Here is a 16,153-nt window from a genome sequence, read left to right as displayed (position 1 = left end):
TTTCACTGATTGGAGATATTTTAATGAAGGAAACACAAGATATTCACGAATTACCAACCAGACGTTTTTTTATTTCTTTCCTATTTATGATGCCAAGATTAACAGAGACTGCAAGAGGAAATGATTTTTCTAATAAAATGTTCGATTCTATAAATTCATATCACGAAGAATCTTTGGCACTATTGAGATCAACAGAAAAGTTATATAGGACAGTAACTAAAGACGAAGAAGAATTTGAAAAAGGATATGTAGAAAAAAGAAATAAAATAGAAAAACTTTCTGAAGAAGATAAAGAATGGGCTGATGTCTTGACCTCAAGAATTCTGGAGGAGATGAGGAATTTTTATGATTTATTAGATATAGAAAAAAACCTATTTTCTGTTGGAATGATTGTGCAGTTTCTTAGTTCCCTGGAATCGACTCTACATTCGTTATACCAATGCTTGATTTCAATTGATAATCACCTACTGAAGATAGAGGATGTATGTAAGCGTGACAAGGGAATTATAAGGTACATAAAGTATTTTGAGAAAACGCTTATCACAAGTACAATACCCCCTATTCTAATTGGAACTCCTCACTATGAAAAGTTACATCAATGGATTGATTTTCGAAATAACATAGTGCATAACAACAACGAATCAACTGATAGATTAAAAGAAGTAATTAAACTAAGAAAGTTAAAGGTTAATGATCAAAGGAGTAAATTTATATTCAATAAAGATAATATAAGAGACTTAGCAAACATATGTGGTCATACCCTTGATATTTTGATTGAAGAAATATTTAAACCTTATTTCATTGATTCTGGTGCTTTGGTTGATTAGAAAAGTCTCCAGCAACTACTTCTTGTATAAAACAAATAAAAACCACTCTTGTGTCATTCCGATAAAAGAGTGGTTTTTGCTTTAAAATTATCTATACTATAAAAATCACTTCTTCTACTTTTACTGGTATGCCTCGTTTTTAATAAGTATCCCGACTTTACTAACCGATGAAGGTGCGAATGCCTGTATATGGTGCAAAAACTCCATTAGGAAGCCTTACAATGGTGTGTAAATTGCATTCTTCAAGGGAGCTTTTCCTTTATTCTCGTCTTTACACCTTCACCGAACAAGAAGCCGTCTGGTAATACGACAGCACCTCTACCACCATCTTTTAACAAAGTCATGATAAGTACCATGAAAAGATCGGCTGTTTCTTTTGTTCTAAATGCACTTGGGAAGTTAGCTTGGATGCCATCTTCTTCAGTACCCCCAAAAGGAGGATTGGTACAAATTACATCAACTTTATCTTTAGAGCGGTAATCACGAATTGGGCGAGACAATGAATTATCATGTCGTATGTTGGGAATATCTACGTCATGTAGAATTAAATTTGTTACTGAGAGTACGTGTTTTTATCTTTGTCATCTTATCGCCAAAGTGCTTAAAATCGTTCGCCATTGTTTGATCAACTAAAATGTTACGGTCAGCTAAAAAAAGAATTCTCTTCTTTTTTCTTGATTTCCATAATCGCCTTATTATTTGAAATGCAATAAAAGTCTTACCTGTCCCAGTTGCAGATACAAGTAACACCCGATTTTGTCCTTTAGCGATTGCTTCTACTGTTCTATTTATCGAAATTCGTTGATAGTAACGAGGTGTCTTCCCACTTCCGTCACTATAATATTCTTGTGTTATAACTTGTTCAGCTTTCCCATCAAAACCTTTCCACTTCTTATACATATCCCAAAGTTTTTGAGGTGAAGGGAATTCTTCCAGTTTTAATTCTTGTTCTATCTGCTTGCTTTGTCCCGTTCGATCATGAAACAAAAACCCTTTACCATTACTACTAAATACAAAGGGGATATCTAATGCCTCTGCATATTCTATACCTTGTTGCATTCCGCTTCCAACTGAATGCTCACTATCCTTAGCCTCAATAACAGCCAGTGGTATATTTGATTTGTAATACAGAATGTAATCAGCACGTTTACTCTTTTTTCGAACGTGTTTTTTTCCCTTCACGATTATGCGGCCTGCTGTAAAAGTAACTTCTTCTCTTATTTGCTTATGTAAATCCCACCCCGCATTTACAAGGGAAGGAGTGATAAATTTTGTACATATATCTCTTTCTGTATAGTTTGTTTTCAAAAACTCCCCTCCATTCTACTTTGACCCACGTACTTTTTTGCTTATAGTCCTATTTTAACAGAGAATTGGAAACTAATATATTAAATCATGGTGCACCGCTGGTAATCCAAAGTTTACTGAGCCATGAGAAAAATGAGACTACCAGGATATCCGCAAAGTTAAGCGGCAGCCTAAGAAAGTACCCGCTGGGTATTATCGCGGTTTTCTTTGTTCCTCTTTACCAAAATGAGGATTCACTGTCACTACTTCGCGTATAAATCCTGTAGCCATTCCGAAAAATACTCTCTTTCTGCTGCTTGTACTGCGATTTGCACATATTACCTATGTTTGTGTTTGCAATTTCGCCCCCAACTCCTCCAGATGTCAGTGATGGACTATAATCTCCTGCGGAAAATGACATTTGTTGTTACATAAAGAAATAGTAAGTATACCTTTAATTGTCCTTTTCCGTACTTTTTGCTTAGTGTTATTCAAAAATGTAAAAAGGGCGTCATTTCGGGAAAAGATTAGCACAGTAATACCTTTCGTCTGACATTCGTTGTTATAATTTCCTGACATTTGTTATTATAACGTCTGACAGCCGTTGTTATAACTCACAAAAGAGAGGATATTCGTAAGCGTAGAAAGCCCCCTTATCGATTTCACCACCTGGCCAATCTGGGCGGAGCTCTCACTTAACTCCTCGGTAAAGCCCTTCGTATTCACAATTAAGTCCACCACATGATCCATTTTATCAAGAGCGGACGCCACATTGTTTTTACTGTTCTCTGCATGCTCGATCATAGCCCTTGAGGATTGCTCTATTGCCTCTATCTCCGCCAACATCTGGCCGAGCTGATTTTCTTTTTCGACAACTCTGGATGTGGTTTGTTCTGCACTGGCCGCCATGGTGAGAGCCGATTCATTAAGCCGATGCTGGACTTCTTTCAGCTCTTCAAGCTTCATCATCTGTGACGTATAAGACTCTATATATGTCTGAAGTGCAATTTGCATATCGAGTGAGCACAGCTTTTGAAAAGCTAAATAGTTTGCGGCAATTTCTTTACGGTTATCGAGATTCTCCATTAGTATGTGGAGCATTTCGTTTTGTATATGCGTGAAAGCGCCAATATACCATTCGGGATACAGTCCAATTCGATTATGTACCTTTCCTACCACTTGTCTTTTTACCAAATATTCTATCCCAATTTGGCCCGAAAACATATCCAGAACATACTGCGCCAAAGTTTCCTTAAGCTTTTCAACAGAGGAGTGTTCCACAATGATGTTCATCAATTGCGGAATCTGTCCTATGTTCCTGTAAAAGACATCAACCATCCTGTCAATATGTTTTTCCATCAATGGTTTCAACTGCATGAGAATAACAAGATCCTGTTCTTGAAGTCCAACAAAATGCATTTGTTTAGCATGCGGACCTTGCCGCAATTCTACAAATGAAGATTGTAAAACTGCTGAGCCATGTCTGTCATATGGCTTCTTTGGACCATCCAATATGGTTCCGCCTGTTTTTTGATGACGGAGCAAAGCCTGAACTGTTTTGCGCATCATTGTATTTTCCACCTCTGCATAGTTATAGTACTTAAGACCTAATATTTATCAAAAAGTATATAGCAGAAAGACAGTCAATGATGAAACTATATTTTACAAAGTTATGAAAGCTGAGTGTTTTTCACAAGAATGTAAAAAAGCCAGGATAAACACATCTTCATGATGCATTTATCCTGGCAAGCTCCCGGTGTTCATGCTGCATGCGTGATGCTTTAGCAGCTTCCCGTGATTGCTATTAAACTTTCTCGGTACCGAACTCTGGCTGTTGAAGCGCAAGAACCACTTCCTCCAGCTTCATCCCTCTGGATGCCTTCACAAGCACCAAATCATTTGCCGTTGTATGGCGCCTTAATTCCGAAATGAGATCCGCTTTATCTTCAAATGCGAATAGGTCATTTTCGGAAAATGATTTTTTCGCCCCTTCCGCAATCGCTTTGCCTAAAGTTCCATACGTAAAGAGCTTATCAATTTTATCAGGGTTAATTAATCCTCCGATTTTTACATGAAAATCCACTTCGGCTTCACCTAGCTCCAGCATGTCTCCTAAAACCAAGTACTTCTTATTAAATCCGGATAGCCCTTCAATTAATTCAATGGCAGCTTTCATGGAAGTAGGGCTGGCATTATATGCATCATTAATGATTTTTTCCCCTCTTGCACCCTCCACCATTTCCATCCTCATATTGGTAAGCTGGAAGGAACCAAGGCCCTCCCGGATTTGTTTATCCCCTACATTCAGCAGCTTGGCGGAGAGCATGGCAGCCAAAGCATTTAATACATTGTGCTGTCCTAGAACCGGTATTGTATAGCTTTCTTCTTCTCCCGCAAGCCTGAAAGAGGTACTGTCCTGGTGTTGAGTAATGCTGGTCGGATATAAATCATTTTCAATTCCGCGGCCGAATGATAAAACACGCAAATTTCTCAAATTCTGAATTCGTTCGCGTAATAAAGGCTCGTCACCATGGTAAATTAGGAACCCATCTTCCGGAAGGCCGGAGATAATTTCCAGCTTCGCATTTGCAATTTCCTCCCGGGATCCCAAATCCAATAGGTGTGATTCGCCAATATTGGTAATGATTGCAACATCCGGACGGCCAAGCTTTGATAGAAACTCAATTTCTCCCCTGTTGCTCATGCCCATTTCTAGAACGGCTGCCTGTGTATCCTCTTCCATTGCAAGGATTGTCAAAGGCAGGCCAATATGATTGTTAAAATTGCCGCTCGTTTTGTGAACTTTATATTCAGTTGCAAGCAGAGCCGCCACAATATCCTTCGTTGTAGTTTTTCCATTGCTGCCTGTTACTCCTACAACCTTAATATTTAATTGGCTGCGATATGCCCTTGCCAGCTTCTGCAACGCCTCAAGTACGTTATCAACTATAATTAAAGGCCGATGAGCAGGCGGATTTGGCATATCCTTCTCCCAAAGTGACGCTCCTGCCCCCAGGGAAAACGCCTTTTCTACATATTGGTGGCCGTTTACTCGTTCACCAGGCAGCGGCACAAACAGATTATTTGCGGTGATATTTCTGGAATCAATGGATACGCCATGAATATCAATGTTTGCGAATTCCGCCGCATCATTTAAGCCTCCGGCCATTTCATGGATTTGCTTGAATGTCCTCTTGATCATAAGTGCTCCTCCTAGTAGTTATGTAAATCAGCATAGTTTTTACTTACAATGCATTTGTCAGAAAGAAATCGAGCAGAAGCCGCCAGATTCAGCTGGACCTTCTGCTCATAATCTTTGTTTTAAAGTTAGCCTGACGCACATGGATGTGCTGACATCAGCGTTGTCAGGCCTCACAGGATTTGAGATCTGTCAGCGTGGCCCGACCGACAGGAAGTGGGTAAACAGAAATATTTCATTAGATCAGTAACAAACATAAAATAGAATTCCTACATAGTGTGTTTAATTCGCTGCTTTTCAGCATGACGCTCTATAGCCAATTGCACCAATCTTTCAATCAACTGAGGATATTCCACTCCTGTATGCTTCCATAACAGCGGGAACATGCTGAATGGAGTAAATCCAGGCATGGTGTTCACTTCATTAATATAAATTTTCCCATCCTTGGTCAGGAAAAAATCAGCTCTTACCAGGCCGGAACAATCAAGTGATTTAAATGCGGCCACTGCCATTTCCTGAAGACTTTTGCTCTCTTCTTCCGTTATTTCTGCCGGAATGACAAGCCCGGTGTCTCCATCCTCATATTTAGCCTTGTAATCATAGAAGGCTTTCTTCGGAATGATTTCCCCAGCAACAGAGCATTCAGGATCATCATTGCCAAGTACACCGATTTCTATCTCTCTTGCAGTCACGCCTTCTTCAATAATTATCTTACGGTCAAATTGGAATGCTTCCACAAACGCATTTTCCAGTTCTTCTCTTGATGTACATTTGCTAATTCCTACACTAGAACCGAGATTAGCCGGTTTTACAAAACAAGGGTATCCAATTTGGTCTTCTACTCTGCTATAAGCATCCTCCCTGTTTTTATCCCATTCTGATCGAATGAACCAGGTATACTTTACCTGCGGAAGGCCTGCCTGCGCAAATATATTTTTCATGATTACTTTATCCATTCCAGCTGAAGAAGCCAGGACACCATTTCCAACGTAAGGCAGATTCAATAGCTCAAGCATCCCCTGTACGGTTCCGTCTTCTCCATTAGGACCATGAAGAAGGGGAAAAATCACATCGAATCCCCCAGCATCGGTCCCTTCTACTGCAGGGGATGCGATTGCTGCTGGCGATATGGTACCAGCTTCAGGAAAAGCCAGTTCACGCACATTTTCAACAGGGGCTGAAAGCTGCTGGCCTTTTACCCACTTTCCCTCTTCAGTTATGTAAATCGGATGTATATCAAACTTTTCAAGATCAAGCGCCTTTATAACTGCTAAAGCGGTCTGCATTGAAACATTATGCTCTGCAGATTTACCGCCATATAGTAAACCAAGCTTCGTTTTCATGTGTGTAACCCTCCATTAATCTTTTCCCGTTTTATATTGTAACATTTCCGCGGAAAAACGAAAAAAAAATTCTTTTGCCTGCATTTCCTGTTTTTATGGCTTCCCAACTTCTTCTAGCCCTTATATCATATGAAATTTTCGCTATGATGCTAGCTGATTTCACAAATAAAATGAAAAACCCCGGTGTTATCCGGGGCGGCGTATCGTCATTTTCTTAATGTTAAGGACCATTCCCTTGTTTTACGCTGATAAACAAGGAGAGCACTTGGGTTTTTATGCCTGGTTTCATTATATCCCTCTACCATATCGTCCATGTCTGAGTAATCCCCTATGACCCATGCAGGGATTTCAAGCCTGCTTCGAGACTGCTGAACCTGGTCGAAAGAAAAAACCAATCCTTCTTCCATTAAATGTGAGAGTTTCATTAGTACGTCCAGCGGCACTTCAGGATACTCGCTTTTTTTCCGTATGCCCAGCCAAGTCCTCTCCACTCTCAACGCTTCCATTTTTAACGGAAGAAGCCTTCCAAGCAATAGATAGTATGTATCTAGTGTGCGGTAGTATATTTTATTGAACCAGCCGTCATCATGTGCCAAATAAACAAACTGGTTATTAAGCTTCCGATAGAAAGGCGGCCGCAAATGCGTTTTGCCATGTGCCAGGTACAGAAGCTCAGCAATCTCCTGTCCGTCCAGTTCATCCAGACCGGATTCCTCTTCAAAGTCAACCCAGCAGAAATCACCATATTGATTGACTTCTTCCTTGAACAGCTTGGACACTCCATCGTCTGACACATAATCAAACAGCGTATTCATATTGAAGTTCCCATCATCGTATCCGTGCTTTAAAAGCAATAAATTACGAAGCGGAGCAGACAAGGAATACCCGAACTCCCTAAAATTCATTCCGTACGAGACCACAAACCGTTCGGAATCCTGAAGATGGACATAAAGTATGTTTTTAATTCCCAATTTCATGTTACAATCAAGCCTCCGACCGAGCATGTAGTCATGTATATATAATAACCAGATTTTTCATTAACGCTTATTTTACCAAAAAAACAGGGAATATGTGCATTTTTCCAGCATTTTGAATAAAAATAATGCCATTGGCTTAGTTGTGGCAGCATATTTCGAAAACAGGAAACCAAGACCGTTATTTTTGTTAGGCTCCTGTCATAATCACAAACTCATTTGCTCCAGCCAGAAATCGCTTTTGCTCAACAAATCCAAACTTTTGATAGAGTCTGATGGCTCTTTTATTAAAGGAAGCAACAGTCAGCCTTTTTGGCCTCACACTGTTCTGTTGTTCAATAAAATCAAGCACCTCTTTAAAAAATATTGTTCCCCAGCCTTTTCCCGTAAGCATTGGTGCCATGCCTATACCAATATCAAACCAGCCATCTGGATATCCTCCTATTGTGTGTCCCGCTGGCACCGTTCCCGCTTTTCCTGTGCAAAAATATCCCACTAGTTCCCCTTGTTGATTCGTTACCGTCATATACCCTCTATGTAAGAGTTCCTCTAGCTCATCTTCCGTACCTTGGCCATTGTAAAAATCATATGGAGGAGGATATTTCCAATTTATTATAGTGCAGGCATGCTGCTCGGTCATCTTTTCAAAACTATACATATATATATCACTCCTGATTTATGCAGGCTGTCTATGTTTTATAGCATCGTTACATTTATTGTCCATTTTACTCTAAAGAAGTAAGGACCAGCGGGTAAATTTACTTGTTGAAGATCTAGTTCTTATTTTATCGATAGACTAGTATAAGCTATACAAAAAAATGGAGCCCCTTAAAAGGGCCCTAATTTAAACATTGGCTGGCAATAGACCGGAGTAGGAAGACTCTGGACGATAGATGGTATTATCCTCTGATTGCTCCACTACATGCGCACTCCAGCCAACGACCCGGCTGGCAGTAAAGGTTGGCGTGAATAATTCGGGCTCCATGTCAATCGCCTTCATCACTGCAGCTGCGTAGAACTCCACATTTGTATACAACCTTCTGCCTGGCTTATATTCTTCCAAAAGCTTGATCGCCTGCTTTTCCACAAAGCTGGCAAGACGAAGCCAATGGTCATCGGTGTTGACAGTATTCGCAATTTCACTTAGAGCCTGGGCCCTCGGATCCCGTGCCTTGTATACCCTATGGCCAAATCCCATAATTCTTTCATTTCGATCGAGCTTGTTTCGCAGCCACTCTTGTGCCCTATCTTCTGTTTTAATCTCATCCAGCATGGATATAATGCCAGTCGGGGCTCCGCCATGAAGAGGTCCCTTCATCGCCCCAATTGCTCCCGTTATTGCGGATACCATATCTGATTCAGTGGAGGCAATCACTCTTGCCGAAAAGGTTGAAGCGTTCATTCCATGTTCCAAAGTCAAAATCATATAAGCCTCCAGGGCTTTTAAACTGGCCGGTGTTGGCCTTTCTCCTTTAAGCATATATAGGTAATTTTCAACATGACTAAGTGTACTGTCAGGTTCAACAGGCTTAAGATGATTTGTCTTTCGATGCCAGTAGGCTATGATTGAAGCAATTTGGGAAGTGAGCTCGATTCCCTGTTCCACTTCCGGCTTCCATCCAAACTTGTGAGTACCGAGAGCGGATACTGCAGTCCTGACAGCCTCCATCATTCCCATTTGTGGAGGAAGTACATCAATAATCGTCTTAATATAACCTGGAAGTATCCTGGCTGAAGCCATTTTTGTTTTTAGAGATGCTAATTCCACATCAGATGGCAGCTTCCCATACCAAATTAGATAAGCAACTTCTTCAAAGCTTCTGCTTGTTGCCAATTTGTTAGCTTCATAGCCCCTATAAATTAAAATCCCTTTTTCACCATCAATATAACTAAGTTCTGTTTCCGCCGCCACTACACCCTTCAAACCTTTTTGAACCACCATAACCCCTCCTTTTCTACTTTTAGTATAATTGGTAGAATTAATAATAAAAATTAAATTATTTGGATAATTTTGATTAATGTTTTTAATCAAGGAGGAAATATGGATTTAAAATGGATACAGACCTTCATCATTGCTGCAAAACACGAAAATTTCCGAAAGGCATCGGAGGAGTTATTCATTTCACAACCTTCCGTAACCATGCATATCAAACTACTTGAGAATTACGCAGGAGCAAAATTGTTTGAAAGAGTCGGCAGAAAGGTTCTTTTGACGGAAGAAGGAAGGTGGTTCCTGCCATTGGCCCATGACATTCTGGAAACCCACAAAAAAGGGATGCAGGATTGGGAAAATCTAAAACAAGGCGTCTCCAGAAAGTTAACCATCGCTATCTCACCATTAATCGCTTCTTCGATCATGCCATATATCGTAAAAAAGTATATGTCAATTAATCCAGAACTAACAATAGATATTCTAGTGCTTGAATCCAGGGAAATTGCACAGGCCCTCCTAACCGGGAATGCCGATTGCGGATTGACCCGGCTTAAGGTAACCCACCCTGAACTCACTGCAATCTCTTTGTATGAAGACCCGGTCGTTTTAGTCTGCGCGCATGATGGATGGGACAGTGAAACCAGCCCTCCTGTTGACATAGAAACCTTGCTTACAGAAAACAGAATATTGACTTACAACCACCCTGAATATTGGGACAAATTGCTCTCCGATCTAAGAAAAAATTACCCTGCAATTAGGACTATGGTAGTCTCGCAGGTGCATGTCACAAAACGATTTATAGAAGAAGGACTAGGCGTATCCTTTCTTCCAAGGTCAACTATTCGCCGTGAATTGATGGAGGGCAGACTGATGGAAGCGCGGACTGACCAGTTGTCCCTTCCCGTATCGCACACCTATTACCTTACTAAATATCACCATTCCGAGGGAGAGAAGTTTCTGGAATTCCTGAATGAATTTAATTACAAATAAAAAAACCAGAGCGGACTCCACTCTGGTTTTACAATCATTTATGCAGATTTTTTTATTGCATTATTGCCTGCTGGTTTAAACACACCTTCCCATTTTGCAATGACAATCGCAGCCAGGGAATTACCTACCACATTAACAGCTGTACGTGCCATATCAAGGATACGGTCGATACCAGCAATGAACGCCAATCCTTCGATTGGAATGCCTACCGTACCCAATGTAGCCAATAGGACTACGAACGAAACTCCAGGAACCCCAGCAATCCCTTTGGATGTAACCATTAGTACAAGCATAAGAGAAATCTGGTCAGCAATACTCATGTCAATTCCATACATTTGTGCAATGAAGATCGCAGCAAGTGCTTGATAAAGCGTCGAACCATCGAGGTTGAAAGAGTAACCAGTAGGAATTACAAAGGATGCAATATGCTTTGGTGTACCCATCTTTTCAACTTTTTCCATGATTTTCGGAAGCACTGTTTCAGAGCTTGCTGTAGAATAAGCAAGAATCAATTCTTCTTTTAAATTCTTCATCAATGTGAAAATGCTGAAGCCAGCCATTTTGGCAACGGTTCCCAACACGACAACAATGAAAAATATCATGGTTCCATAAACAGTCAATACCAGCTTGCCAAGAGGTATAAGTGATTCAATACCAAACTTGGATACTGTTACTCCAATTAATGCAAAAACACCGAATGGAGCGAATTTCATAATTTGGTTAGTCACATAGAACATCGCATCTGCAGTGCCCTGGAAAAATGCCAGTACAGGTTTTCCCTTTTCCCCGATTGCTGATATTCCCAATCCGAAAATAACAGCAAAGAAAATAATGGCCAGCATATCACCATTGGCAATAGCTGAGATTGGATTCGTTGGGACGATATTCACAAATGTTTCGGCGAATGAATGACTTTCCTTAGTTTCCGCTGTGTCTACATAACTTTTAATATCTGTCTGCTGCAAGTTGCCCATGTCTACCCCAGCACCAGGCTGGAATAAGTTTGCCGCAAGCAAACCGACAATAATTGCTATCGTCGTAATAATTTCGAAGTATAATATTGTTTTTCCGCCTATTTTACCTAGCTGTTTCTTGTCACCGACACCAGCAACTGCTACTATAATGCTGGAAATAACAATCGGTACAACGATCATTTTAATTAAGTGGAGAAAAATATCCCCGATTGGCTGCAAATAACTTGCTACCTTTGGATTGCCGAAAAAGATTGCTCCGACAATGATCCCAAGGATTAGCCCGATAAAAATCTGCCACGCTAAACCTATTTTTTTCATGTACATCCTCACCTTCCAATAAATTTTTATGCTGCAAAAGCATTATGTCTCGGCAAGGGAATCAAGATTGTTATTTTTGGCAATAAAAAAAACACATCTGGTGTCTTTTTGATGCGAACCTTCACTTTCTGTTCCCTAAAGACGCTGACGAGGTTAGCTGTCGGGTTAGGACTTGGAAACTATAGCCAGCCCCTTCAAATGAATTCACCCCTAGCGGAAGATTGAATCCTTCCACAAATTTGGTTCCCCCGTTCTTGTTAAAAGATTAAGCGGAAAAATATTAATATACTAAAATATTATCCCAAAATCTTAATTCTGTAAACTACTTTACTCACATGTAAATCCTGTTATTCTCCCACAAATAAGAGCTAGCCCCCTGATTGTATGATTCTGGGCTAATTACAACCACATCCTATGGCAAACGCCGAGGTCAGTACAACCTGTGCAAGTCCGATAAGCATAAGACCCATCTCAGCCCTGCCTTTCGGAAAAGGGCAGCTTATGACCTCGAGGTCAACTAAGAACGCCGCATATGGAAGGTTAGCTAATATAGTTACTTCCAGTGACACGCTGACTGACCCACGTTATGTGGGGCAAAACTTCGCCACTACACCCTCCTGTTCGTCGGGGCTGGACGCTGGACGACTAAGATTGCCACTTCCTGGCGAAATCGGCACTTGTAAATCGTGTACATCGAAGCTAGACATCAGTCTAAGAAAAAAAGTTTTTTTATCTAATTAAAAAAACTCAGGCTATTTTAGCCTGAGAATGGTTAGGACTCGATAAGTCCTGTCAAAAAGTATTTAAGTTTGTCGCGGTTGCGAATTTTTTTAATTGCATTTTTGTTAAGTTCCTGTAACTGAACGGGTGTAATAAATTGCGAATGATTTTGCGAAATCACTCTAGGTGATAACACGATCATTTGACCTTGCTTGATCCCCGAAGTAATTTCTTGTTTCCCCTGAAAGCCCAATCCTTTATTAACTAGCGCTCTTTCGATCTTGCCGTTAGTTAGTCTGTTTACATATGAACCTTTGTTCTTATGCAATGCCTTTGAAGAAACTACTGGGTTTCCGTTTACGTTGTTCGCAGTGACGGTCAATTTTACATTTGTACCAATTAGAAGCTTGTCTACTGGATCCTTCGTCACTGCTTGAAATGCATAGCGGTTCACTTTTTTTGTTCCTGTTTTATCTGCAGGATATGGATTTACTTTTTCGATAGTTCCGTCTATATCCTTCTTTAGATCTGATGAGGAAATGGTCACTTTTAAACCCTCCCTCGCCTTTTTCATCTGTTTTTCTGAAAACGTGCCTTCTACGGCATATTTATCTGAGGCAATAGTTATAATAGGGGCTTCCAGGTTTTCGTTAATATTTTTAATAACGCCCGAAGCCTCACTCACGCCTTGTATGGGCCCATTCTGTGTCATGCTGCCAAGCTGGGTATCAATACGGCTAATCTGTTCTTCTAAATTACTCTTTTCCAGTTCCTGACGATAAATTTCCTGCTCGAGATCACTGCGTATCAATTCATTTACGGAGCTGTCGTTATCTTCCTCAGGACCGATTGTTTCTCCAGTATCCTGGACCGAGTCTGGAATCGACGCCTGGTGAGTCTCCAGCTTGCTGAGATATTCATCAATGCCTGAGATTTGTCCCTCTAATTGGCTTTTTTCAGCTGTCAGCTCTTCTCTCAAAAAATCCAAATCCGGAGTCAGGTATTCAAATATTGGAGAACCGGCGGAAACCCTATCCCCTTCCTTAACAAGGAATTTAACAAAAGTATGGTCCTTCCTTTCGAAATAGACAGGATACTCCTCTATCGGCATAATTCTGCCGTTCGTTTCCATGGTTTCCGTTATGCTGCCTTTTTTCACTTTCTGCCAATCACTTACATACACAGTACGTTCCACTTTGCTATCTTGTTTATATATCAAATATACATTGATTATTATTAAAGCTGAAGCCAGTACAGCTGCAGCTGCCAGGGCCGGTTTCTTCACCTCTGTTCCTCCTAAATAAAAACGTCCACTTTTATGTATGCTAACAGGGCCGAAAGCAGCCAGACAATCAGGTAAAACATGCCTATGCCGAATATCGCTAACCGCTTATTTCCTTCTGTAAGATAACTTAGGTAATAGGTTTGCAATGCTATGATCACTATCTGAAAAAGTGTGATTTCCCCCAGAAAGTGAATCAAATACTCGTTACCTGTTACATATTGGCCAATTACCCCAAGCGACAATGGATTACTATCCTGATTTATATCCATTAGTACAAACAAAGGAATGGATACGGCCTTTTCCAACAGACTTAAACAGAAAACAATAAGCTGTACGGTCGCTATTTTCATATATTCGATATCTGTAAAAATCCAGAAAAACAAAGACGATAAAAAAATAAAAATACTTGCAAACACAATTCCTGCTGAAAACCTGCCTAGAACAGCGAATGCTTTACTCATTTCAAAGCTCCCTGCATCCATTTCTGACAGATCTCTGGAAACGGATTCCAGACCGATGCCAAAGGAACCGCTAATTGTATACACCAGTAAACTTAAAATATATAAGCTTAGCACCTTTAAACCAAAATTCGTAATCTCTTCAGCCTTTTTTAATCTATATCGATTATTATAGGGACGAAAGAGACCATTCAGCAATTGAACTCGATAAGTCATTCATTTTCCCCCGGTTATGGTAATCTCTGCTCTCTTATTTTAACTTAAAATGGCAGAAAGTGAATGCATGAACAATAAAAACTTTCTATTTGTCTGCGGATTCCAGCTTCTTTTAGGACTTACGGCTTATTTTTAAAATTCATCACCATAAATCATAGGCAAATGTCTTGGTAAAAGGCTAATATTGCACGGTGTTTGTGTATATACCTCTCCATCCATATCCACATTTACTTTTTTTAAAGTTTCAATTGTGATTTCCTTGCTTTGAAAATACATAACACCTGCATCAGCATCGGTGAGCTGCCTTTCAGTTCTTTTCACTGAAAGAATTTGCTTAACTGTACCAAAATCCGAGTTTTTCACTATAATAACGTCTAATAAACCGTCTGTATATTCTATTAATGGAAACGGCAGCTTGTTCGTTCCGATATAGTTTCCGTTGGTCACGAGCACCAAGATCGCTTGATCTTCGATTATTTTGCCGTCATAAGTGATTTTATAGCGTATTTGCTCATTATCGCCTATGGTCCGAACTGCACTTAATAGGTAACTTAACTTTCCCAGAATACTCTTTTCTTCGGTATCAATATTTTTTGATGTCTCCGTTATAAGGCCTATCCCCCAAAAATTGAGAAAGTAATTATGATTTGCCTTACCGACATCAATATATTTTACCTGCCCCGATAACATGGTTTCAGCTGCCCTTCGTAAATTTTGCGGAATGCCAAGAGACCGTGAGAAATCATTACATGTGCCTGCGGGAAGGATCCCAACAACGGGACGTTTCGAAAGACCGGACAAGCCATTTACACACTCATGCACTGTACCATCCCCGCCCATGATATAAATGACATCTAGATCCTCACCATATCTTCTGCAGATGTCCAGAGCTTCTCCTGGTTCAAATGTTTGCTGAACCAAAAGAGATGAATGACCAGGTGAAAGGATTGGTACACAAGCTTCTAAGTTATTTTGTATTTTCCCCTTTCCTGCATTGGAATGGTATATGAGCATTCCTTTTTTCCCCACCATAAAATCACCCTTCATAAATTTGAGTACTTTTATTACATATTCCACTTAGGAGGCGGTTATAATCTGAAAAAAATTTAAATAAGTTATACATTTAGACCAATTGATGATTGGCAAAAAGATGCGATTCATCAGACCTTGGATTATTGTATAACCTTATTGGTTCCATCCGCCTTTGAGCGATAACATAAACATATGTTGTATTGTATTTTCCCCATATTACCCCTAAAAATGTCCATCTAAATGCAAGCACTGTGGCAGAACAAGTCCATATACGACCATTGATAACAACAATGCATTATCTGAACAAGGCTGGGTTAATTGACCAATCCGTGATTGAATGAAACAAATAAAAAGTAAGCATGATAGTAAGAGGCCCTTCCTTTCAATCCTCGCACTAAAAGGAGTGATGTTAGTCATGGAACAATCGCTAGCATATTTACGTGAAATTATGGCAGGGCGTGCAGACGATACAAACATGGCAGGCAGGGAAATCTATAAATTGCTAACCAACAAGCAATACACCACCGAGGCTGCCTTTGTACGAGATTTAACCCAGGAAGAAGCGAAGTATCTCAATAGCATCTTAATACAGGCAAT

The 16,153-nt window shown here is 40.1% G+C and carries 14 protein-coding genes, 1 pseudogene and 1 riboswitch (1 of these 16 cut by a window edge); of the genes and pseudogenes, 3 read left to right on the top strand and 12 right to left on the bottom strand.

The features are described 5' to 3' along the window. Nucleotides 1–23: 23 nt before the first annotated feature. Nucleotides 24–827 carry a hypothetical protein gene (locus tag V1500_RS01380; RefSeq protein WP_409303878.1) on the top strand — a complete coding sequence of 268 codons (804 nt, stop codon included), beginning with the start codon at nucleotides 24–26 and terminating at the stop codon, nucleotides 825–827. A gap of 242 nt (nucleotides 828–1,069) precedes the next feature. Here V1500_RS01380 and V1500_RS01375 read toward each other — a convergent pair whose 3' ends face one another. The 8 genes and pseudogenes from V1500_RS01375 to V1500_RS01340 all read right to left on the bottom strand — a co-directional run bounded on the left by V1500_RS01375 (nucleotide 1,070) and on the right by V1500_RS01340 (nucleotide 9,572). Then, nucleotides 1,070–1,345 (bottom strand): N-6 DNA methylase, encoded by a 276-nt coding sequence (locus V1500_RS01375; RefSeq protein ID WP_409305882.1) that lies wholly within the window; start codon nucleotides 1,343–1,345, stop codon nucleotides 1,070–1,072. Between the two features lie 28 nt (nucleotides 1,346–1,373). Then, nucleotides 1,374–2,135: pseudogene (locus tag V1500_RS01370) on the bottom strand (DEAD/DEAH box helicase family protein); the annotation flags it as partial. A gap of 564 nt (nucleotides 2,136–2,699) precedes the next feature. Further along, nucleotides 2,700–3,683 carry a protoglobin domain-containing protein gene (locus V1500_RS01365; protein WP_409303877.1) on the bottom strand — a complete coding sequence of 328 codons (984 nt, stop codon included), beginning with the start codon at nucleotides 3,681–3,683 and terminating at the stop codon, nucleotides 2,700–2,702. A 235-nt stretch (nucleotides 3,684–3,918) separates the two neighbouring features. After that, nucleotides 3,919–5,316 (bottom strand): UDP-N-acetylmuramoyl-tripeptide--D-alanyl-D-alanine ligase, encoded by a 1,398-nt coding sequence (locus V1500_RS01360; protein WP_409303876.1) that lies wholly within the window; start codon nucleotides 5,314–5,316, stop codon nucleotides 3,919–3,921. 266 nt (nucleotides 5,317–5,582) lie between these two features. Then, nucleotides 5,583–6,656 carry a D-alanine--D-alanine ligase gene (locus V1500_RS01355; RefSeq protein ID WP_409303875.1) on the bottom strand — a complete coding sequence of 358 codons (1,074 nt, stop codon included), beginning with the start codon at nucleotides 6,654–6,656 and terminating at the stop codon, nucleotides 5,583–5,585. 206 nt (nucleotides 6,657–6,862) lie between these two features. Then, nucleotides 6,863–7,633 (bottom strand): hypothetical protein, encoded by a 771-nt coding sequence (locus V1500_RS01350; RefSeq protein WP_409303874.1) that lies wholly within the window; start codon nucleotides 7,631–7,633, stop codon nucleotides 6,863–6,865. 187 nt (nucleotides 7,634–7,820) lie between these two features. After that, entirely contained in the window at nucleotides 7,821–8,288 is a 468-nt protein-coding gene (locus V1500_RS01345; RefSeq protein ID WP_409303873.1) for a GNAT family N-acetyltransferase, read from the bottom strand. 186 nt (nucleotides 8,289–8,474) lie between these two features. After that, nucleotides 8,475–9,572, bottom strand: coding sequence for a citrate synthase/methylcitrate synthase (locus tag V1500_RS01340; protein WP_409303872.1), 1,098 nt, complete (start codon nucleotides 9,570–9,572; stop codon nucleotides 8,475–8,477). Between the two features lie 99 nt (nucleotides 9,573–9,671). On the opposite strand from V1500_RS01340, the gene V1500_RS01335 reads away from it, so the two are divergent. Further along, entirely contained in the window at nucleotides 9,672–10,553 is an 882-nt protein-coding gene (locus V1500_RS01335) for a LysR family transcriptional regulator (RefSeq protein WP_409303871.1), read from the top strand. A 38-nt stretch (nucleotides 10,554–10,591) separates the two neighbouring features. Here the strand turns inward: V1500_RS01335 and V1500_RS01330 are convergent, their stop codons facing one another. From V1500_RS01330 to V1500_RS01315, 4 genes are all read right to left on the bottom strand, one after another. Further along, a complete protein-coding gene (locus tag V1500_RS01330; protein ID WP_409303870.1) occupies nucleotides 10,592–11,845 on the bottom strand; it encodes a cation:dicarboxylate symporter family transporter in 1,254 nt (417 codons plus the stop codon). Nucleotides 11,846–11,971: 126 nt separating this feature from the next. Further along, nucleotides 11,972–12,127, bottom strand: a riboswitch (cyclic di-AMP (ydaO/yuaA leader). Between the two features lie 490 nt (nucleotides 12,128–12,617). Beyond that, a complete protein-coding gene (locus V1500_RS01325; protein ID WP_409303869.1) occupies nucleotides 12,618–13,850 on the bottom strand; it encodes an efflux RND transporter periplasmic adaptor subunit in 1,233 nt (410 codons plus the stop codon). A gap of 11 nt (nucleotides 13,851–13,861) precedes the next feature. Continuing rightward, nucleotides 13,862–14,524, bottom strand: coding sequence for a hypothetical protein (locus V1500_RS01320; protein ID WP_409303868.1), 663 nt, complete (start codon nucleotides 14,522–14,524; stop codon nucleotides 13,862–13,864). A gap of 132 nt (nucleotides 14,525–14,656) precedes the next feature. Further along, nucleotides 14,657–15,556 carry a diacylglycerol/lipid kinase family protein gene (locus tag V1500_RS01315; protein ID WP_409303867.1) on the bottom strand — a complete coding sequence of 300 codons (900 nt, stop codon included), beginning with the start codon at nucleotides 15,554–15,556 and terminating at the stop codon, nucleotides 14,657–14,659. 415 nt (nucleotides 15,557–15,971) lie between these two features. Here V1500_RS01315 and V1500_RS01310 point away from each other — a divergent pair, with 415 nt between their 5' ends. Further along, nucleotides 15,972–16,153 carry the 5' portion of a sporulation protein gene (locus tag V1500_RS01310; protein WP_409303866.1) on the top strand. It continues 76 nt past the right edge of the window, so only the first 182 of its 258 coding nucleotides appear in the window; it begins with the start codon at nucleotides 15,972–15,974; its stop codon lies off the right edge, out of view.

It is taken from the genome of Peribacillus sedimenti (assembly GCF_046237635.1).
GTDB lineage: Bacteria > Bacillota > Bacilli > Bacillales > DSM-1321 > Peribacillus > Peribacillus sedimenti.
The sequence above is the reverse complement of the archived record's forward strand: the minus strand, read 5'-3'. Positions and strand labels throughout refer to the sequence as shown.